The sequence below is a fragment of the Pseudomonas sp. genome (assembly GCF_049590575.1).
GTDB lineage: Bacteria > Pseudomonadota > Gammaproteobacteria > Pseudomonadales > Pseudomonadaceae > Aquipseudomonas.
In genome coordinates, this window is sequence record NZ_JBAWDE010000046.1 from 1 (window position 1) to 19,706 (window position 19,706).

20 protein-coding genes are annotated in these 19,706 nt (G+C 59.6%); 6 read left to right on the plus strand and 14 right to left on the minus strand.

What is annotated here, in order from left to right:
• Positions 1-274 precede the first annotated feature (274 nt).
• The 9 genes from msrQ to mrcB all read right to left on the minus strand — a co-directional run bounded on the left by msrQ (position 275) and on the right by mrcB (position 10,091).
• Entirely contained in the window at positions 275-895 is a 621-nt protein-coding gene (gene msrQ / locus WBR57_RS03370) for a protein-methionine-sulfoxide reductase heme-binding subunit MsrQ (protein ID WP_424082105.1), read from the minus strand.
• A complete protein-coding gene (gene msrP, locus WBR57_RS03375) occupies positions 895-1,908 on the minus strand; it encodes a protein-methionine-sulfoxide reductase catalytic subunit MsrP (RefSeq protein WP_424082107.1) in 1,014 nt (337 codons plus the stop codon). Before msrP ends, msrQ begins: the two co-directional genes overlap by 1 nt.
• Positions 1,909-1,971: 63 nt before the next feature.
• Positions 1,972-2,829 (minus strand): CDP-diacylglycerol--serine O-phosphatidyltransferase, encoded by an 858-nt coding sequence (gene pssA / locus WBR57_RS03380; RefSeq protein ID WP_424082109.1) that lies wholly within the window; start codon positions 2,827-2,829, stop codon positions 1,972-1,974.
• A gap of 143 nt (positions 2,830-2,972) precedes the next feature.
• Positions 2,973-3,989, minus strand: a complete 1,017-nt coding sequence (ilvC, locus tag WBR57_RS03385; protein WP_003176099.1) for a ketol-acid reductoisomerase — start codon at positions 3,987-3,989, stop codon at positions 2,973-2,975.
• Between the two features lie 47 nt (positions 3,990-4,036).
• Positions 4,037-4,528: an acetolactate synthase small subunit gene (gene ilvN / locus WBR57_RS03390; protein WP_003176102.1), complete on the minus strand. Its 492-nt coding sequence runs from the start codon at positions 4,526-4,528 to the stop codon at positions 4,037-4,039.
• A gap of 2 nt (positions 4,529-4,530) precedes the next feature.
• Positions 4,531-6,255, minus strand: coding sequence for an acetolactate synthase 3 large subunit (locus WBR57_RS03395; protein ID WP_424082111.1), 1,725 nt, complete (start codon positions 6,253-6,255; stop codon positions 4,531-4,533).
• 431 nt (positions 6,256-6,686) lie between these two features.
• On the minus strand, positions 6,687-7,016 hold the full coding sequence (locus WBR57_RS03400) for a YqcC family protein (RefSeq protein ID WP_424082113.1): 330 nt from the start codon (positions 7,014-7,016) through the stop codon (positions 6,687-6,689).
• A complete protein-coding gene (locus tag WBR57_RS03405) occupies positions 7,016-7,750 on the minus strand; it encodes a tetratricopeptide repeat protein (protein WP_424082115.1) in 735 nt (244 codons plus the stop codon). The genes WBR57_RS03400 and WBR57_RS03405 overlap by 1 nt, the downstream gene beginning before the upstream one ends.
• A gap of 16 nt (positions 7,751-7,766) precedes the next feature.
• Positions 7,767-10,091 carry a penicillin-binding protein 1B gene (gene mrcB, locus WBR57_RS03410; RefSeq protein ID WP_424082117.1) on the minus strand — a complete coding sequence of 775 codons (2,325 nt, stop codon included), beginning with the start codon at positions 10,089-10,091 and terminating at the stop codon, positions 7,767-7,769.
• A 118-nt stretch (positions 10,092-10,209) separates the two neighbouring features.
• Between mrcB and WBR57_RS03415 the strand changes: the two genes are divergently transcribed.
• The 3 genes from WBR57_RS03415 to WBR57_RS03425 all read left to right on the plus strand — a co-directional run bounded on the left by WBR57_RS03415 (position 10,210) and on the right by WBR57_RS03425 (position 12,679).
• On the plus strand, positions 10,210-11,766 hold the full coding sequence (locus tag WBR57_RS03415) for an AAA family ATPase (RefSeq protein ID WP_424082119.1): 1,557 nt from the start codon (positions 10,210-10,212) through the stop codon (positions 11,764-11,766).
• Between the two features lie 92 nt (positions 11,767-11,858).
• Complete coding sequence (locus WBR57_RS03420; protein ID WP_424082122.1) at positions 11,859-12,203, plus strand: pentapeptide repeat-containing protein; 345 nt, start codon at positions 11,859-11,861, stop codon at positions 12,201-12,203.
• Positions 12,204-12,406: 203 nt separating this feature from the next.
• Positions 12,407-12,679, plus strand: a complete 273-nt coding sequence (locus WBR57_RS03425; protein WP_424082124.1) for a TfoX/Sxy family protein — start codon at positions 12,407-12,409, stop codon at positions 12,677-12,679.
• Positions 12,680-12,946: 267 nt separating this feature from the next.
• Here the strand turns inward: WBR57_RS03425 and WBR57_RS03430 are convergent, their stop codons facing one another.
• The 3 genes from WBR57_RS03430 to WBR57_RS03440 are packed head-to-tail and all read right to left on the minus strand — an operon-like array spanning position 12,947 to position 15,626.
• On the minus strand, positions 12,947-13,714 hold the full coding sequence (locus tag WBR57_RS03430) for a heme ABC transporter ATP-binding protein (protein WP_424082126.1): 768 nt from the start codon (positions 13,712-13,714) through the stop codon (positions 12,947-12,949).
• Entirely contained in the window at positions 13,714-14,751 is a 1,038-nt protein-coding gene (locus tag WBR57_RS03435; RefSeq protein ID WP_424082128.1) for a FecCD family ABC transporter permease, read from the minus strand. The genes WBR57_RS03430 and WBR57_RS03435 overlap by 1 nt, the downstream gene beginning before the upstream one ends.
• Positions 14,748-15,626: a heme/hemin ABC transporter substrate-binding protein gene (locus WBR57_RS03440; protein WP_424082130.1), complete on the minus strand. Its 879-nt coding sequence runs from the start codon at positions 15,624-15,626 to the stop codon at positions 14,748-14,750. The genes WBR57_RS03435 and WBR57_RS03440 overlap by 4 nt, the downstream gene beginning before the upstream one ends.
• A 156-nt stretch (positions 15,627-15,782) precedes the next feature.
• On the opposite strand from WBR57_RS03440, the gene WBR57_RS03445 reads away from it, so the two are divergent.
• On the plus strand, positions 15,783-16,100 hold the full coding sequence (locus WBR57_RS03445; RefSeq protein ID WP_424082132.1) for a Rieske (2Fe-2S) protein: 318 nt from the start codon (positions 15,783-15,785) through the stop codon (positions 16,098-16,100).
• On the opposite strand, the gene sfsA is transcribed toward WBR57_RS03445, so the two are convergent.
• Both sfsA and WBR57_RS03455 read right to left on the minus strand, forming a co-directional pair.
• Entirely contained in the window at positions 16,097-16,810 is a 714-nt protein-coding gene (gene sfsA / locus WBR57_RS03450) for a DNA/RNA nuclease SfsA (protein WP_424082134.1), read from the minus strand. The genes WBR57_RS03445 and sfsA overlap by 4 nt on opposite strands.
• A complete protein-coding gene (locus WBR57_RS03455) occupies positions 16,810-17,982 on the minus strand; it encodes a pyridoxal phosphate-dependent aminotransferase (protein WP_424082136.1) in 1,173 nt (390 codons plus the stop codon). Before WBR57_RS03455 ends, sfsA begins: the two co-directional genes overlap by 1 nt.
• A gap of 319 nt (positions 17,983-18,301) precedes the next feature.
• On the opposite strand from WBR57_RS03455, the gene dksA reads away from it, so the two are divergent.
• Together dksA and gluQRS are read left to right on the plus strand one after the other, a co-directional pair.
• Positions 18,302-18,733, plus strand: a complete 432-nt coding sequence (gene dksA, locus WBR57_RS03460) for an RNA polymerase-binding protein DksA (RefSeq protein ID WP_053137742.1) — start codon at positions 18,302-18,304, stop codon at positions 18,731-18,733.
• A gap of 83 nt (positions 18,734-18,816) precedes the next feature.
• Positions 18,817-19,704 (plus strand): tRNA glutamyl-Q(34) synthetase GluQRS, encoded by an 888-nt coding sequence (gluQRS, locus tag WBR57_RS03465; protein ID WP_424082138.1) that lies wholly within the window; start codon positions 18,817-18,819, stop codon positions 19,702-19,704.
• Positions 19,705-19,706: the final 2 nt, after the last annotated feature.

Genomic DNA, 19,706 nt, shown 5'->3' on the forward strand with positions numbered 1-19,706 from the left:
CACTTGCGCTTCCGATCTCTCGTTAGCGGGAGGCGAATTCTACAGCGTTACACGCTGCTGTCAACACCTCTTTTTCTCCGCTTTCGACCGAGAAGATCGAAACGTTAATAGAGCCAAACAACACCGCTCTATCAACTCCTTCTGGGCTTCGATGAACTGAAGCAACTCACTGTCGAATCTCGCATAACTCTTTGTTTACCAAGGAGTTTTCCGTTTCGACTGCGCCGGAAGTGGGGCGAATTATAGACTTCCAGAATCTGCCGTCAAGCCCTAATTACGCTTTTGTGACAGAAACTGTTTTTTTCGCGATAAGGCGAGGAATCCGGCGCATCACGGGCGGAATCCGCAGTACCAACAGAAGCGCCCCTATAAAGGCGTAGATAGCCCACTCCTTAAGGTCGGCCCGCACGATCCACAACATGTGCAGCAGCCCCAGCCCAAGAATCACATACACCAGGCGATGCAGCTTCTTCCAACGACTGCCCAGCCGGCGCTGACTGTAGCGATTGGAGGTCACAGCCAGCAGCAATAAGCAAAGAAACCCAAGCGCCCCCACTATAATGTAAGGCCGCTTACGCAACTCCACCCCGAACTGCGACCAATCAAGCCCCAGAATGAAAACGCAATAAGCTGCCAGGTGCAGCACCACATACGCAAAGCACCATAACCCCAGCTGTCGGCGAACGGCGATCCACCCCGCCCACCCGCTGAGTTTCTGCAGTGGCGTCATGGCCAATGTGACCAGCAACAGAATCAATGTCCCAAGCCCCAACCGATCCATCAGGACTTTGCCCGGATCAGGCCCGAGCACAGAACTCCATGCTTCATACAGCCAGAAAAAAGGCCACACCGCCGCCGTTAGAAAGACGCCCACGCGCCAGATCGGATAACGCATCAATAATTCTTCCGCAGATCAAGACCGGAATATAGAGAAGCGACCTCATCCGAGTAACCGTTGAACATCTGCGTCTCGCGTACATTCGGACTGAACAGGCCACTGGGCAGACGACGCTCGCGCGCCTGCGTCCAGCGAGGATGATCGACTGTCGGGTTCACGTTCGCGTAAAAACCGTACTCATCCGCCGCAATACTCTGCCACGTTGTTTTCGGCTGCTCGCTGACGAGACTGATCCGCACAATCGACTTCACACTCTTGAAGCCATATTTCCATGGCACCACCAACCGTAACGGCGCGCCATTCTGGTTAGGCAATTCGCGCCCATACATGCCCACGGCAAGAATCGCCAACGGGTTCATCGCCTCATCCAGGCGCAACCCTTCGACATAAGGCCAATCGATCAAGCCAAAACTAGAGCGCTGCCCCGGCATGCTCTTGGGATCCTGCAGGGTTTCAAAGCGGATGTACTTGGCTTTGGAAGTCGGTTCAACCTGCTTGAGCAAGGCCGAGATCGGAAAGCCGATCCACGGAATGACCATCGACCACGCCTCGACGCAGCGCAAACGGTAGATTCGCTCTTCCAGCTGATAGGGCTTCATGAAGTCTTCCAGGGCATAACGCCCCGGCTTCGCGACCTCCCCATCAATCACCACACTCCAGGGTTCGGTCTTGAGTGACCCTGCGTTCGTCGCCGGGTCGCCCTTGCCTGTACCGAACTCATAGAAGTTGTTGTAGTGGGTGGCGTCCTTGAACGGCGTGATAGCTTCGTCTTTTACCGTCACGGCCTGCCATTGGGTAGCCGGCAGTTTCTCGGCAAACCATCCAGGCGCCTTACTCGGCTCTACGTCGGGATAACGCGCAGCTTCATCCGCGCCGGCCCAACGCGGCAGGCTGCCAGCGGCAATCCCGGCAAGCGCACCACCGAGCAAGCTGCGGCGAGAGAGGTAAAAGGATTCGGGGGTGACACCCGACTCATTGCAATCGGACGCTTTGGGGATCTTGATTAACATGGCAACTCCGCAGCATTGGAGGACTGATGCACCAATAGACTGCGGAGTATGGGGGAAATTACATTAAGGCAATGTTTTGTCGCGGCGCAGATGCAGCAAGTATTGAATCGGCCCCGACGCTGCGTAAGCCAGGAACGCCAACAGCAAAATACGCGGCGGATCACTGAACACGACCGCAAATACCAGCACCACTACAAGAATCGCAACAAAAGGCACCCGCCCCTTCAGGTCAAATTCCTTGAAGCTGTTGTACTTGATGTTGCTGACCATCAGCATGCCGGCCGCCGCAACCATCAAGGCCACCAGGAACGACATCTTCGAACCCTGGATGCCGTAATCACTGAATGCCCAGACGATACCCGCCACCACGCCGGCAGCCGCCGGGCTGGCGAGCCCGATGAAGTACCGCTTGTCGGCAGTTCCTACCTGCGTATTGAAACGCGCCAGACGCAGCGCGGCCCCCGCGACATAGATGAAAGCAACCATCCAGCCGACCTTGCCCATATCACCCAGCGCCCAGGCAAACGCCAGCAGCGCAGGCGCGACACCAAAGGCAACCATGTCCGACAGCGAGTCATACTCGGCACCGAATGCGCTTTGGGTGTTGGTCATACGGGCCACACGGCCGTCCAGGCCATCAAGCACCATGGCGACGAAAATGGCGATAGCAGCAAAACCGAAATACTTGCTGGCACTCACCGCATCACCCGCTGCCAATGCGCTCTGAGCGCTCATGGAGTTGATGATGGAATAGAACCCGGCAAACAGGTTCGCCGTGGTAAACAGATTGGGCAGCAAATAGATGCCACGATGCCGGACCTTGCGACCTTCCGCGTCATGCCCTTCTTCGACATGTTCATCGATCGGTAGCAGGCTTTCGGCGTCAGAGGCCTGGCGTGGCTCTTCGGGACGTTCGGTCATGGACTTTACCTTGCAACGGTGTGAAAAGAGTTCGACAGATACTTACGGCGCGTGTTCGCCCGCAAACGATGCAGCTTTATACCAGAACCCGCCCTCAAACGAAAAAACGCGGCCTAGGCCGCGTTTCTCTGGATACGTTCGACTTAGTTCTTGGCTTTATCGACGATCTTGTTGGCACCGATCCACGGCATCATGGAGCGCAGTTGCTCGCCGATAACTTCGATACCGTGAGCGGCGTTGTTACGACGCTTGGCGGTCATCGAAGGGTAGCCGGTTGCGCCTTCGCTGATGAACATTTTGGCGTACTCGCCGTCCTGAATACGTTTCAGGGCGTTGCGCATGGCCTGACGGGATTCGGCGTTGATTACTTCCGGGCCAGTCACGTACTCACCGTACTCGGCGTTGTTGGAGATCGAGTAGTTCATGTTGGCGATACCGCCTTCGTACATGAGGTCAACGATCAGCTTCAGCTCGTGCAGGCATTCGAAGTAGGCCATTTCCGGCGCGTAGCCAGCTTCAACCAGGGTTTCGAAACCGGCTTTGACCAGCTCAACGGTACCGCCACACAGAACGGCTTGCTCGCCGAACAGGTCGGTTTCGGTCTCGTCCTTGAAGGTGGTTTCGATGATGCCGGTACGGCCGCCACCAACGCCAGCGGCGTAGGACAGTGCAACGTTTTTGGCGTTGCCCGACGCGTCCTGGTAGATCGCGATCAGGTCAGGGATACCGCCGCCCTTTACGAACTCGGAACGCACGGTGTGACCCGGTGCTTTCGGCGCGATCATGATCACGTCGAGGTCGGCGCGCGGCACTACCTGGTTGTAGTGGATTGCGAAGCCGTGGGAGAAGGCCAGGGTGGCGCCCTTCTTGATGTTCGGCTCGATTTCGTTTTTGTACAGCGCGGACTGGAACTCGTCCGGGGTCAGGATCATGACCAGGTCGGCAGCAGCAACGGCCGAAGCAACGTCAGTCACTTTCAGGCCGTGGGCTTCAGCCTTGGCAACAGTGGCCGAGCCTTTGCGCAGGCCAACAGTCACGTCAACGCCGGAATCTTTCAGGTTGCAAGCTTGCGCGTGACCCTGGGAGCCGTAGCCGATGATGGCGACTTTCTTGCCCTGGATGATCGACAGGTCACAATCTTTATCGTAATAAACTTTCATGAGGTTCCTCTATATATCCAGGCCGTGAGGCCATTCGCTAATTTGGGTTAGATGCTGAGTACTTTGTCGCCACGGGCAATCCCGGTGACACCACTGCGTACGGTTTCCAGAATCGAGGCTGTCCCGATCGACTGGATAAAGCTGTCCAGCTTGTCGCTTGTGCCGGTCAGTTGAACGGTATAAACGCTGGCGCTCACATCGACGATCTGCCCGCGATAAATGTCGGTAGTCCGTTTGATCTCGGCACGCTGGGCTCCCGTGGCCTTGACCTTAACCAACATCAGCTCACGCTCAATGTGGGCACTTTCCGAAAGATCGACCAGCTTGACCACCTCGATCAGCTTGTTGAGGTTCTTGGTGATCTGCTCGATCACCTCATCGTGGCCTACGGTGGTCAACGTCAGGCGCGACAGGGTCGGGTCCTCGGTCGGCGCCACGGTCAGGCTTTCGATGTTGTAGTTGCGTTGCGAAAACAGGCCGACAACACGAGACAGAGCGCCGGGTTCGTTCTCCAGAAGCAGGGAGATAATGTGCCGCATGATTAAGTACGCTCCGTCTTGTTCAGCCACATGTCGCGCATCGAGCCGTCTTTGATCTGCATCGGGTAGACGTGCTCACTGGTATCCACTTGAATATCGAGGAATACCAAGCGGTCCTTCATGGCGAACGCTTCTTCCATCTTCGGCTTCAGATCTTTCAAATCGGTGATGCGAATGCCGACGTGGCCGTAGGCTTCAACCAATTTTACGAAATCCGGCAGCGATTCCATGTAGGAGTGGGAGTGACGGCTGCCGTAGCTCATGTCCTGCCACTGACGAACCATGCCCAGTACGCCGTTGTTCAGGCAGACGATTTTCACCGGAAGGCCATACTGCAGGCACGTCGACAGTTCCTGGATGTTCATCTGGATGCTGCCTTCACCGGTAACGCACGCAACGTCAGTGTCCGGGAAGCTCAGCTTCACACCCATGGCCGCAGGGAAACCAAAGCCCATCGTGCCCAGACCACCGGAGTTGATCCAACGGTTAGGCTTGTCGAACTTGTAGTACTGCGCGGCGAACATCTGGTGCTGGCCCACATCGGAAGTTACAAAGGCATCGCCCTTGGTCACTTCGCACAGGGTTTCGATCACGGTTTGTGGCTTGATGATGCTGCCGTCGCCTTTGTCGTAAGGGAACAGGCCGCGGTCACCGCGCCATTCGTCGATCTGCTTCCACCAGCTGGCAACGGATTCCTTGTTCGGCGTTTCGCCGATGTCCTTGAGCGCGGCGACCATTTCGGTCAGCACGCTTTCCACAGGCCCAACGATCGGCACGTCGGCCTTGATGGTCTTGGAGATGGACGCAGGGTCGATGTCGATATGGATGATCTTGGCATTCGGGCAGAATTTGCTCGCGCCGTTGATCACCCGGTCATCGAACCGCGCACCTACCGCCAGGATCACGTCGGCATGGTGCATGGCCAGGTTGGCGGTGTAGCTGCCGTGCATGCCGAGCATGCCGACGAACTGACGGTCCGAACCCGGGAAGGCGCCAAGGCCCATCAAGGTGTTGGTTACCGGCAGGTTGAGCAGCTTGGCCAATTCGGTCAGCGGCGCGGAGCCGCCGCCCAGAATCACACCGCCACCCGAGTACAGCACTGGGCGCTTGGCCGCCAGGAGCATTTCTGCCGCCTTGCGGATCTGGCCCGAGTGCCCACGAACGGCCGGACTGTAGGAACGCAGCTTGGCTTTCTTCGGGAAGATGTACTCGAACTTTTCAGCCGGGTTGGTCATGTCTTTAGGGATATCGACCACCACAGGACCCGGGCGACCGGACTGCGCAAGGTAGAAGGCCTTTTTCATGACTTCCGGGATTTCCGACGCATGCTTGATCATGAAACTGTGTTTCACGATCGGCCGGGAGATACCGATCATGTCGGTTTCCTGGAATGCATCGGTACCGACCATGGTGCTCGCGACCTGGCCGGAAATGATCACCATCGGGATGGAGTCCATATAAGCAGTCGCGATGCCGGTAATGGCATTGGTTGCGCCTGGGCCGGACGTTACCAGTACCACGCCGGCTTTACCGGTGGCACGGGCGTAACCGTCAGCCATATGGGTCGCGGCCTGTTCGTGGCGAACCAGGATGTGGGTAACAGCCGGTTCCTTGAACAGTGCGTCGTAGACATGCAGCAGAGCACCACCTGGGTACCCGTAGATATAGTCGACGCCTTCGTCACGCAAAAAGCGGACGAGCATCTCACCGCCAGATAAAAGCTCCACGTTGTTCACCTCTAAAACGCCAGAATACCGTCCGTTGAAAACCGACGGGTCTTAATAGGTTTACTTCTCAACAGAGCATGAGCGACGGTGGTCGCCGACTACGTCAGCACTGACTGAGCAAGTATTGGGATCGTCCCAAGTGTTGCGGGCTTTTCCCACCCAGCGCGAGGTAACGCGTTGCGGGTGTTACAGGTCGGCGCGGATGTGCGCCTCATGATCTGCTGAGCGGGGCTGCTTCTGGCAGTCCCGATACAGCGGACTTTGGATTCTTCTGTTTCAGCCCCTTCAAGTCAAGCAATAATTGCGCTTTTTTCCAACTAAGCGCATGAGAACGCAGAAGAAAGGGCTTTGAGGAGGGATAAAACTCGCCTGAATGTCGTCAAGCGGTAGAAATGTGCGCAAGACTGCCGGAAAACCCGGCAGTCAGGCAATTAACGAGCGTCGACGATCAATTGGTCGAACTTTTTCAGCGCATTGCGCAAACCCAGGCTCTCCAGCGGCCGGTCGGCATAGACCATCTCGGCCATTTCCGTAATCCCGGAAGCATTCGGCAATGGCAGGTCCTGCTCGAGGATCTGCTTCATGCGCACAAGGAAGATCCACTGCAGCCACTGGTGGAAGTCCAGGGTATCCACCGAAAACGGCTCGACACTGCTGAGCGCTTCAACGCTAGGAGGCACTTCGTCCCACCAGCCCTGCACGCGCAATTCGCGCTCAATCAGCAATAACTGTTCAGCAATCGCCGGAAACCGTGCATCCATCAGAGGCTGACCTTGGCTTTCTGGCGAGCCTGCGCAGCGCCGGCGGCATCACCTTGTGCAGCGCGCGCATCGCCAATCAGCACCCACAGGCTGGCTTGCAGGTCGGGACGACCGTTGGCCAGGCTCAGGCCGCGACGGGCGAACTGCTCGGCTTGCGGCGCATCGCCCTGGGCCATGCGGACTTGCGCCAGGCGATACAGCACTTGCGGCTCGCGCGGCGCAACACGCTGGGCGCGTTCAAGGCTCGAGGATGCGCCATTCAAGTCGCCACCCGCCTGCTGTTGCTGGGCGGTAGTGAGCAAGGACAGCACCGGACCATCCAGTTGCTCGTCAGCCGACAGGCCGCCGGAGCTTGCGGCCGACGGAATGCCGCTTGGCGTAGACGGCATGTTGTAGTTGCCCTGGTTGATCGGCGCCGCTTGAACTGGCGCGGTGTCAATCGGCCCGGACGTGCTCGGCCCTGGCGTCCACGGTTCAGCACTGATCGGCGCCGAGGTGGCAGAACCCGCCCCCGGGACCATCACCACCACGCCCGAATCCTGCGGCACAGCCTGGGTTGCGGCTTGGGCTGGACGGTTGGTCACGGTCTGGCGGAACCCGCCATTGGCCGAAATCCGGTCGTTGTTGGAGACAGCGCTGCTCGAATCCACCACGGGAATCGAGCCGCGCTGCACGCTGGCGCAACCGTTGAGCAAAGCCAGAGCTGTAATAGCTGGAATCCACCACTTGTTCACTTGAAACCCTCTTTGCTTAATTCATCCAGCCCTTGACCCAGTCCATCACCGATTCCGCGTCAGCAGGGGCACTGCCACCGCACGCGGGGCCGGGTGGTGGTTCGCTGCCGCGAATATACGGCATCTGCACCGCGCCTGGGCAGTTGGCATCGGAGCCCTGCCCTGAGTGCGGATCAATCCAGGCCTGCACGATATTGTCCGGTTGCGGCATGTTCAGCGGCAACGGGTCGGCCTTGCGCATGAAACTGGTCCAGACCTGCAGCGCACCGGTCGCACCGGTAAATGGCGTCTTGCCATTGTCGTCACGGCCCAGCCACACCACTGCCAGCACATCCTGGCCGAAACCGGCGAACCAGCTGTCGCGCGAGTCGTTACTGGTACCGGTCTTGCCCGCCAATGTCAGGTTGGACGGCAGGACTTTATAGACCGAGCTGCCAGTACCTTCACGCATCACGCGCTGCATGGCGTTCTGGATCAGGTAGATGGAACCCGCGTCGAAGCGCTGCTGAATCTGGAACGGGTAGCGCTTGAGCGGCTCACCCTCGGCGGTCAGTACGCTGCGAATGCCGCGCATCGGGGTATTAAAACCACCGTTGGCGAGGGTCTGGTACATGGTCGCCACTTCCATCGGCGTCATTGCACCGGCCCCCAGCAGGATCGACGGGAAGGCCGGGAATTCACGGGTAATGCCCAGGCGCGCCAACGTCTTCAGCACGTTCGGCACGCCCACTTCCAGCCCCAGGCGGGAAGTGGAAATGTTGTAGGAATGCGCCAGCCCCTGGTACAGGAACACCGTACCGTGGGAACGGCGATCAAAGTTCTGCGGCGTCCACACTTGGCCATCGGCGCCTTTGACCGACAACGGGTCATCCGACAGCCAACTGGTCAGCGAGTATTTGCTCGGTTTCTCCAGCGCCGTCAGGTAGACCGCCGGCTTGACCAGCGAGCCGATCGGCCGCACGGCATCCAGCGCGCGGTTGAAGCCGGCGAAACTGGCCTGGCGGCTACCAATCATGGCCTGGACTTCGCCGGTCTCCGGGTTGGTCACCACCATGGCCGCTTCGACTTCATCGGAGCCTTTACGGCCCGTCAAGCGTTTGAAGGTGTCGTTGACCGACGCTTCGGCCTTCATCTGCAGGATCGGGTCGAAACTGGTGAAGATCCGCAGGCCTTCTTCGGTCAAGTCTTCGTCGCGGTAGTCTTCGCGTAACTGGCGCTTGACCAGATCGATAAAGCCCGGGAAGGAACTGTCCGCCAGCTTGCCGCGCGTGGTCACACCCAGTGGCATTTTCTTGGCCGCGGCCACTTGTTCGGCGGTAGCAACACCCTGCTGCTCAAGGACATCGAGCACCAGGTTGCGGCGCTCCAATGCACGCTCAGGGTTGCGACGCGGGTTGTAGTAAGACGGCCCCTTGACCATCCCCACCAGCAATGCGACCTGATGCAACTTCAGCTCGGACAGCGGTTGGCCGAAGAAGAACTGGCTGGCAAGACCAAACCCGTGCACTGCGCGCTGGCCGTCCTGGCCGACGAACACCTCATTGAGGTAGGCCTCTAGGATTTCCTGCTTGCTGTAATGCAGCTCCAGCAGCATTGCCATCATGGCTTCGGTGAGCTTACGGGTCAGGCTGCGCTCGTTGGTCAGGTAGAAGTTCTTGACCAATTGTTGCGTCAACGTACTGCCGCCCTGGGTCATCTTCCCGCCGGACGTGTTGACCCAGACCGCGCGGGCAATCGACTTCGGCGAAACACCCCAGTGGCTATAGAAGTCGCGGTCTTCCACGGCAACCAGGGTTTCCAGTAAGTACGGCGGCACCTGATCGAGCTTGATCAGGATGCGATCTTCGAGGTTCTTCGGATAAATCCCGCCGATCATCAGCGGCTCAAGGCGCACCACCGGCAGCTTGGAGCCATTGAGTGACGATAGCTCGGCCACGTAGTCGCCGGAGAAGCGCACGCGTACCGGCTGGGCTTTTTCCAGGCCTTCATAGAACTGGAAGCCGCGCGTATTCAAGTCGACGGTATTAACGCTGACAGCGGCGGCACCCGGACCATTGCTCACGGGTTCACGGCGGTAGCCCAGGGCATCGAGCTCGGTGAGGAAGTCATCCTTGCTCAGCTTCTGGCCGGTGAACAATTCCAGCGGGCGTGCATACACCTTGGCTGGAATGGTCCAGCGCTTGCCGGAGAATTTCTCCTGGACCACAGCGTCGAGGTACACCGCGAAGCCGGCGAGCACCACAAGGCCAACCAGGCCGAGCTTGAGCGCCCAGCCGAGCCATGGGCGCAGGCCACGGGAAGGAGGTTTTTTACGGGAACGGGGAGATCGGGTTCGAGTCATGGCGGCGGATTATACGCACTTTATTGATGATCAACATGAGCCGGACAGCGGTTTGCACGACAGGCTGTAACCGCCATAATGCCCGCCAAGATTTCCCCCAGACTTTGAAGGATCGCCCGTGAGCCAGTCCCTGATCGCTGCCCTGCAAAACCCGGCTTTATACCCTCATCCGGTTGAAGCGTTCCAAGTCATCGAAACCCACATTTCCTGGGTCATCCTGACAGGCCCCTACGCTTATAAATTGAAGAAGCCGATGAACTTCGGCTTCCTGGACTTCACCCAACTGGCCGATCGGGGTCACTTCTGCAATGAAGAGCTGCGCCTTAACCAGCGTCTGACCGAAGATTTGTATCTTGAAGTTTTGCCGATCACCGGCACGGCCGAAGCCCCGCAATTGGGCGGCGAAGGCCCGGCCATCGAGTACGCACTGAAAATGCGGCAGTTCCCGCAAAGCCAACTGCTCAGCACCTTGCAGGCCAACGGCGAACTGACCAGCGCGCACATCGATGAAATGGCCAAGCAGATCGCGCACTTCCATCTCACCGCGCCGAAAGTCCCGCAGGCCCACGCGGCCGGCACCCCGGACGAGGTGATGGCGCCGGTGCGGCAGAACTTCGAGCAGATCCGCCCGTTCCTCAGCGACAAGGCTGACCTGCTTCAATTGGAAGCCCTGCAAGCCTGGGCTGAAAGCAGCTTCGAACGCCTCAAGCCATTGCTGGCGCAGCGCAAGCTGGACGGGTTCACCCGTGAATGCCACGGTGATATCCACCTGGGCAACGCGACCTTGATCGATGGCCACGTGGTGATCTTCGACTGCATCGAGTTCAACGAGCCTTTCCGCTTCACCGACGTGTATGCCGATACCGGCTTCCTGGCGATGGACCTCGAAGACCGTGGCCTCAAATCCCTGGCGCGACGCTTTATCAGCCAGTACCTGGAACTGACCGGTGATTATCAGGGCCTTGAAGTACTCAACTTCTATAAGGCTTACCGCGCGCTGGTACGGGCCAAGGTCTCGTTGTTCAGCATGCCGAGCGAAGCCAGCCCGGTACAACGCGCCACCACGCTGCGCCAGTACCGCAACTATGCCAACCTGGCGGAAAGCTACAGCACTATTCCGTCGCGCTTCCTGGCAGTTACCCACGGCGTTTCGGCTGTAGGCAAAAGCCACGTTGCCATGCGTCTGGTGGAAGCACTGGGCGCCGTGCGCGTGCGTTCGGATGTGGAGCGCAAGCGCCTGTTCGGCGAGCAGCAGGTGGAAAACTCGCCTGAGGCCGGTATCTATGCCGCTGACGCAAGCGCGGCAACCTACGCCCGGCTGAATGAAATCGCCGATACCGTATTGCGCGCCGGCTACCCGGTAGTGCTGGATGCGACCTTCCTCAAACGCCAACAACGCGACGCCGCCGCCAAGGTTGCCGAAGCCACCGGTGCGCCTTTCCTGATCCTGGATTGCAACGCGCCGCAGGCTGTTATCACCAGCTGGCTGGAGCAACGTCAGGCAGAACAAAACGACCCGTCTGACGCCACGCTTGCGGTTATCGAAGAACAGCAGGCCAATCGCGACCCGCTGACAGCCGAAGAACTGCTGCTGAGCAAACGCGTGGAGACCAATCAAAGCGGAACCCTCGACGCCCTGGTCGCTCAAATTCGCCAGCGCCTGCCAGGTTTGTAAGAAAAATTTCTTGGTCGTGTCGCCTACTTAGGCGCACGGCCAGGCAATAGTGGCACTATAATGGCGTCATAAATCCAACAGGAGTCGCCGTCATGAGTCAGCCCAAGCTTCTCGATACCCCGCTCTACTCGCTCCTGCATAAAGACGATATCCGAGGGTTCAATCAGGAACGCCCGAAAGACGGCGCCATCGACATGCGCGGCGGCGACTTCCGTGGGCTCGACCTGCGCGAGCTGAATGCCACCGGTGTGGACTTCACCGACGCCTATTTCCGCTCCGCTGACCTGCGCGGCCTGGACTTGCGCGACTGCTCGCTGGAAGGCGCCAGCCTGGCCCATGCGCAGATCTCCGGCACCTACTTCCCGCCTGAATTGACCGCCGACGAGATCCTCATGTCGGTCAATTTCGGCACTCGCCTGCGTTACCGCACCAAGTAAATACCACCTCTCCTGCCCCGGCTACGTCCAGACGTGCCGGGCGCTTGCGCCTGCCTGTCAGCAAAATTCCCGCACTATTCTTATAAGCGTTTAGGCCGTTTCGGCCCAAAGAACTACGCTTTTCCTACTGAGCGCTACACTCCTTTTCAGGCTTGCCTGGTCACGATACCCACCGCACCGTTCGGCCGTCGCAAGGAGGCTTGATGAATGATGAGCTGCAACACCTGAAAAACCTCGGCAAGACGTCTGCACAGTGGCTGCATGCGGTGGGCATCCACAGTGCGTCGGACCTGCGCCGTCTGGGGGCGGTGGACGCCTACCGGGCTGTACGCACGCGCGGTTTCCGAGCGTCTAAAGTGCTGCTATACGCCATCGAAGGGGCGTTGATGGACGTGCACTGGAACGACATTCCGACTGAGCGCAAGGAAGCCTTGAACCGCCAGTTGGACGCTATCGCGGCGCGACAGAAGAATTAGATTGGGCTGCAAGACCAATACTTACAGGCATTCCGAACGACCGTTTGAGGAAACTCCAAGACACAGTCAAAACAAATGTTGACTCTCAAATGAGAATCGTTATGATTATCACAACTGGTCGCGAGATCAGCCGATAACTGAAAGACCATTGGTTCGGACTCTCAGATTATCTCCTCATCAGGCTAATCACGGTTATTTGACCCGGCTTTTGCCGGGTCTTTTTTTGTCTATAAAAAGCTGCCAGCAGGAAGCGAAGCGTAATAACGCTCAGCGCGCAATGATCAGCGGATGCCCGCGCTCAGGGTGTGGCTGCACCAATACATCCAGGCCAAACACAGCTTTCAGCGGCCCAGGTCGCATGACCTCTGCCGGCGTATCCAACGCGTGGGCGCGCCCCTCCTCCAGCAACAGAATCCGATCACAGTAACGAGCTGCCAGGTTCAGGTCATGAAGAATCACCAGCACTGCCGCACCGCGGTCCGCAAAGGTGCGAATGGCCTGTAGCGTGGTGTGTTGATGCAAAGGGTCGAGCATCGAAGTCGGCTCATCCAACAGCAACGTCTGCCCTGCCTCACCCGGCCATAGCTGCGCCAGCACCCGCGCCAGGTGTACGCGCTGGCGCTCTCCACCGGACAACGCCAGGTAACTGCGGCCACTCAAGTGCCCGACATCTGCGGCCTGCAGCGCCGCGTCGATAATCTCGTCGTCGCGCACCTTCCCCGTCTGATGGGGCAAGCGGCCCATGCCGACGACCTCCTCCACACGAAAAGCGAAATCCAGCGTCGAGGTTTGCGGCAGCACCGCCAAGCGCTGTGCCCGCTGAGCTCCGCTCCAGTCTTTGAGTGCCATCTGGTCCAGCCAAACCTTGCCCTGATCGGGTTGTAGCTCGGCGCACAAAGCACCGAGCAACGTACTCTTGCCGGCGCCATTGGGCCCGAGCACGCCAAGGACTTGCCCCGGCAACACGTCCAGCGTGATGCCCGCCAATACGGTTTTCCGACCGCGGCGGATATGCAGGTCTTCGACTCGCAACATCAGGCACGCCCTCGCAACAACAGGTAAAGAAAAAACGGCGCACCAATAAACGCAGTGACAATACCAATAGGTAATTCAGCCGGCGCCAACGCCAGGCGTGCGACCAAGTCGGCAAACAGCAACAGGCTCGCGCCCGCCAATACCGAGGCGGGCAACAGCACGCGATGATCAGGCCCCGCCAGCAGGCGCACCAGATGCGGTACCACCAACCCCACAAAGCCGATCATGCCCGCCGCAGCCACTGCCGCGCCCACCCCTAGCGCCGTGCAGAACACCAGCTCACGCTTGAGCCTTTCCACGTCGATCCCAAGGTGACTGGCCTCGGATTCGCCAAGCAGCAGCGCATTCAGCGCTTTGGCCCGACGCGGCAACCACAGCGCCACACCGGCGCTGACCAGCAGTAACGGCCACAACCTTGAATAACTGGCGCCGTTGAGGCTGCCCAGGTTCCAGAACGTCAGGGTGCGCAGGGTCGCGTCGTCCGCCAGGTAGGTAAATAGGCCTACTGCAGAGCTGGCCAGCGCCGTCAGCGCAATACCGGCAAGCAGCATCGTCGCGACATTGGTCTGGCCGTTGCGCCGTCCCAGACGGTAGACCAGCGCAGTCACCCCCAAGCCTCCGAGAAAGGCACACAGCGACAACAGGTAAGGCCCGAACGCATCCGGCAAACCGCCAAAAAACGCACCGCCGACAATCGCCACCGCTGCGCCCAGCGCCGCGCCGCTGGAAACTCCCACCAACCCCGGATCCGCCAGCGGGTTGCGAAACAATCCCTGCATGGCCACGCCCGACAGGGCCAGCACACCGCCTACCGCCAAGCCGAGCAACGTGCGCGGCAAACGAATCTGCCCCAGGATCAGCTCGGCCTGCTCCAGGCCTTGGGCCTGGATCGGCACGCCGATCAAGCGCAACGCCGCCTTGAGCGTGTCCAGCAGCGGCAGGCTCACCGGCCCGAGGGCCAGGGAAAGCCAGATCGCCAGGACACACAGCAGCGCCAGCCCGATAAATAATGCTCGCGGTTTAACCAGAGTGGTCATGGGGCAGGTTTAGCCTGGGACGGATAGAAACTTTCCGACAGCTTCACCAGACTTTGCGGCAGGCGCGGCCCCAAGCCACCAACCAGCAACGTAGGATCAAGCTCGAACACCCGACCACTCCTGGCAGCCGGCGTCGATGCCAGGATCGGGTTTTCCTTGAACAACGCCGCGCGCGCCGCATCGCCGGTCAGGGCACGATCGGCAAACACCAGCACGTCAGGGCTCAACCCCGCCAGCGATTCCACCGAAAAGGGTTTGTAACCGGTGTGGGTCGCCAGATTGTGCCCACCCGCCTGCTGCAACATCCAATCGGCGGCGGTGTCCTTGCCGGCGATCAGCGGCTTACCCCCGGCGTGCCCCAGCAACAGCAACACGCCCGGCGCCTTTTGCGCGGCCTGGGCCTTGGCCACCCAGCTCTTCTGTTGAACGAGTGCTTGCTCGTATCCGGTAAACAATTGGCTGGCCTGGGTTTCATTGCCGAGCAACTTGCCCAGGTGCTGCAAGTTGCCTTTAAGGGTTGGCAAATCCGGCTGCGCCGAGAACATCTCCACTTGCACGCCCGCATTGCGAATCTGCGCCAACACCGGCGGCGGCCCCATTTCTTCGGTGCCGACCAGTACCTGTGGGCGCAGGCTCAGAATACCTTCCGCCGACAATTGGCGCTGATAGCCAATGCTTGGCAATGCCTTGAGCGACTGCGGATGCTGGCTCGTGGTATCCACCCCCACCAGTTTCGACTCACCGCCCAGGGCGGTCACCCACTCCGACAGCGCCCCGCCGGCACTCACCCAGCGTTGAGGCAGTTCGGAGGCTTGCGCCCCGTGGTTGACCAGCAGTCCGACAACAAGCGCAATAGCACTGGCACTCAGGCGCATAACAGGGTTTCCTTCCAGGGGCAGGGCCGTTCGAGCACTCGTCAATGTGACAGAAAACCTCTGTAACGCATCGAACAGAGCGCCCAGTCAGCTAACGGGCGAAGCCGGTATTTGATAATTGTTTGCATTTGAACGTCAAGGCACTTGAGGATTGAAATGAAGTTTGTATGCCCCTCCAGCGACCTGGCCCCCAACAGCAGCCTCGGTTTTGAGATCGACGGCTGCAAGCTATTGGCCGTACGCCGCGACGGCATTGCCTACTTCTATATCAACCGTTGCCCACATCGCGGGATTCCACTGGAGTGGCAGCCCGACCGCTTCCTCGACGCCAGCGCCAGCCTGATTCAATGCGCGACCCACGGCGCACTGTTCCTGATCGAAAGTGGCGAGTGCATCGCCGGCCCTTGCGCTGGGCAGAGCCTTACCGCCCTGCCCAGCCGTGAAGACGAACAGGGGCTGTGGGTGCAACTCTAGCCGCCGAGCAACACCTCCAGCCGGCGCTCCACGTAGACCTCCTCAGGTGTAACCCGCACGCCATAGGCCAACACCTCAACACCCGCTGCCTTGGCTTCGCGCAACGCGGCGGCGTATCCGGCGTCGATTTCCACCGCAGGGCGCACCGCGTCAATGCCCGACAGGTTGACGCAATACAGCTGCACCGCCCGCACCCCGTCCCGGGCCAGGTGAGCCAGCTCCCGCAAATGCTTGGCGCCGCGCTGGGTCACGGCATCCGGGAAGGCAGCCACCGTGGAGCCGTCAAACCCCAAGGTGACACTTTTGACTTCGACAAAGGCCGCGCCATTCGGGTAATCCAGACGAAAATCGATGCGGCTTTTTTCCTGGCCGTAAGGCACTTCGCGCTTCAAGGCGGTGAAACCGTTTAGCTCAGTGATCACTCCGGCGCGCAACGCCTCTTCGATCAATTGATTGGCACGCGCAGTGTTGACACAGGCCAGTCGCCCCTGCGGTGTTTCAGCGATTTCCCACGTACCCGGTAATTTACGTTTGGGGTCATCGGAACGACTGAACCAGACCTGCCCTCCCTCCACCATGCAATTGAGCATCGAGCCGGTGTTGGGGCAATGAATGGTAAGCAACTCGCCTTTAACGGTTTCGATATCGGTGAGAAAACGCTTATAGCGGCGAATCAATCGCGCTTCTTCAAGAGGGGGATTAAAGCGCATCAGCCTTGCCAGCTCCGTAAGCCACGGGCGATCCGCTCCACTGCTTCCTGCAGCCGATCAAGATTTTGTGTGTAGGCAAAGCGCACATGGTGGCCGGCCTGATAGCGCCCGAAATCCAGGCCTGGGGTAAAGGCCACATGCTCGGTCTCGAGGAAATAGCGGCAGAATGCGAAGGCATCGCCGCCGAACGCGCTGATATCAGCGTACAAATAAAACGCCCCTTCCGGTTCGACTGCAATACCGAAACCCAGCTCGCGCAGGGCCGGCAGCAGGAAGTCACGGCGGCGACCGAATTCGGCGCGACGCTCCTCCAGAATGCTCAGGGTTTGCGCGGTAAAACACGCCAGCGCGGCGTGCTGCGCCATGCTCGGTGCGCTGATGTAGAGATTCTGCGCCAGCTTCTCCAGCTCACCGACCGCAGCCGGGGGCGCCACCAACCAACCAAGGCGCCAGCCAGTCATGCCGAAATACTTGGAAAAACTATTTAGCACAAAGGCCTCATCATCGACTTCCAGCACACTGGCAGCGTCGGTGCCGTAGGTCAGGCCGTGGTAAATCTCATCCACCACCAAATGGCCGTCACGCGCCTTGATCGCACTGGACAGCCCCGCCAATTCATCGCGCGTGAGGAGGGTGCCGGTGGGGTTGGCCGGGGACGCCACCAGTGCGCCGACGCTGTCTTGATTCCAGTGTTTCTCCACCAGATCAGCGGTCAACTGGTAGCGTACATCCGGGCCGACCGGCACCAATTGCGCTGCACCTTCCACCAAGCGTAGGAAATGCCGGTTGCACGGGTAGCCTGGGTCCGCGAGCAACCAATGCTTGCCTGGGTCGACCAACAAACTGCTGGTCAACAGCAAAGCGCCGGAGCCACCCGGCGTGATCAGAATGCGCTCGGGATCCACGTTCAGGCCGTAGCGCTGCTGGTAAAAACCGCTGATCGCCTCGCGCAGTTCGGGTAGGCCGCGGGCCGCTGTGTAGCGCGTCTTGCCGTTGGCCAGCGCCGCCTGGCCGGCCTGGATGATGGGCTCGGCGGTGGTGAAATCCGGCTCGCCGATCTCCAGGTGGATCACATCATGGCCGGCCGCTTGCAGCTCATTGGCTCGCGCCAGCAACGCCATGACATGAAAGGGTTCGATGGCGCGACTGCGCGCACTGTAGGGCTGAGCCATTAGCCTTCCTTAACGGTGAGGACAAAATCAGGATTCTACCGAACCCTCGCGGTAAAACATGCTCTATTGCCTGCTCGGCCATCAGAGATGACCCGGCAAGTGCCTGTAAAAAGACTAAAATCAACATTCGAGACGTTACATACCCAGCAACGACGGGCTACTGCACTTTGCAACCCGTACGCGACGGGCCTCGACAACCGGGAGTGGCGCACCCTGAATCTATCTGGTAAGTTCGCCCGCTTGCAGCCGCAGGGCCGGCAGGTGTCGGTGACGTTGCAATCCTGCGCAATGGATTAGAAGAGTGAGAGGCGGTCTATTCATGTCCACCCAAGCAAAGCAGAACATCAGCGGTTTCCAACCCTACGTTGAATCGAAGGGTGAGGAATACATGGGCAAGCCCATGCGCGAGCACTTCTCCAAAATCCTGAAGCAGTGGAAGCAGGACTTGATGCAGGAAGTTGACCGCACGGTTGACCATATGAAGGACGAAGCAGCCAACTTCCCGGACCCGGCAGACCGTGCCAGTCAGGAAGAAGAGTTCGCCCTCGAACTGCGCGCCCGTGATCGCGAGCGCAAGCTGATCAAGAAGATCGACAAGACCCTGCAACTGATCGAAGACGAAGAATACGGCTGGTGCGAATCCTGCGGCGTCGAGATCGGTATTCGTCGCCTGGAAGCCCGCCCTACCGCGGACCTCTGCGTAGACTGCAAGACCTTGGCTGAAATCAAGGAAAAACAGGTCGGCAAGTAATTCTGCCGAGCTGAACGAATGGGGCGTGCAAACGCCCCATTTTTGTTTCTGGCGTTTACCGATTTTCCAGTAGTATCCGGCCCATGACAGCCTCTACCTATATTGGGCGCTTCGCCCCCACGCCCAGCGGCCACTTGCACTTCGGCTCGCTGGTCGCCGCCCTCGCCTCCTACCTCGATGCCCGCGCCAACCACGGCCGCTGGCTGATGCGCATGGAAGACCTCGACCCGCCCCGTGAAGAACCCGGTGCTCAGGCGGCGATCCTGCATGCCCTGGAGCGCTACGGTTTTGAGTGGGACGGTGAACTCGTCCGACAAAGCGAGCGGCACGAGGCCTACGCTAAAGTGCTGAACGACCTGTTCAACTATGGCCTGGCCTACGCCTGCACCTGCTCGCGCAAACAACTGGAGCCCTACCACGGGATATACCCGGGCTTGTGCCGCAATGCCGGGCACGATCAGCAAGACGCCGCCATTCGCTTGCGCGTTCCTGAGCTGGAATACCACTCTACCGACCGCGTACAGGGCGAATTCCGACAGCACCTGGGCCGCGATGTAGGCGATTTCGTCATCCGCCGTCGCGACGGCCTCTACGCCTACCAACTCGCCGTGGTGCTCGACGATGCGTGGCAAGGGGTGACCGATATCGTGCGCGGCGCCGACCTGCTGGACTCCACACCGCGCCAGCTGTACCTGCAAGAGCTGCTGGGCCTGCGCCAACCGCGCTACCTGCATGTACCGTTGATCATCCAGCCAGACGGTAACAAGTTGGGCAAATCCTACCGCTCGCCGCCGTTGACACCCGACCAGGCCACGCCTTTGCTAGTGAGAGCCCTGCGCGCGCTTGGCCAGCCAGCCGGCAATGAGCTACTTCACGCCAGCCCACGGGAACTGCTGGATTGGGGCATTGCGCACTGGGATGCCACGCAGATCCCGCGCACACTCACGTTGGCCGAAGCGCAATTGAGCTGAAG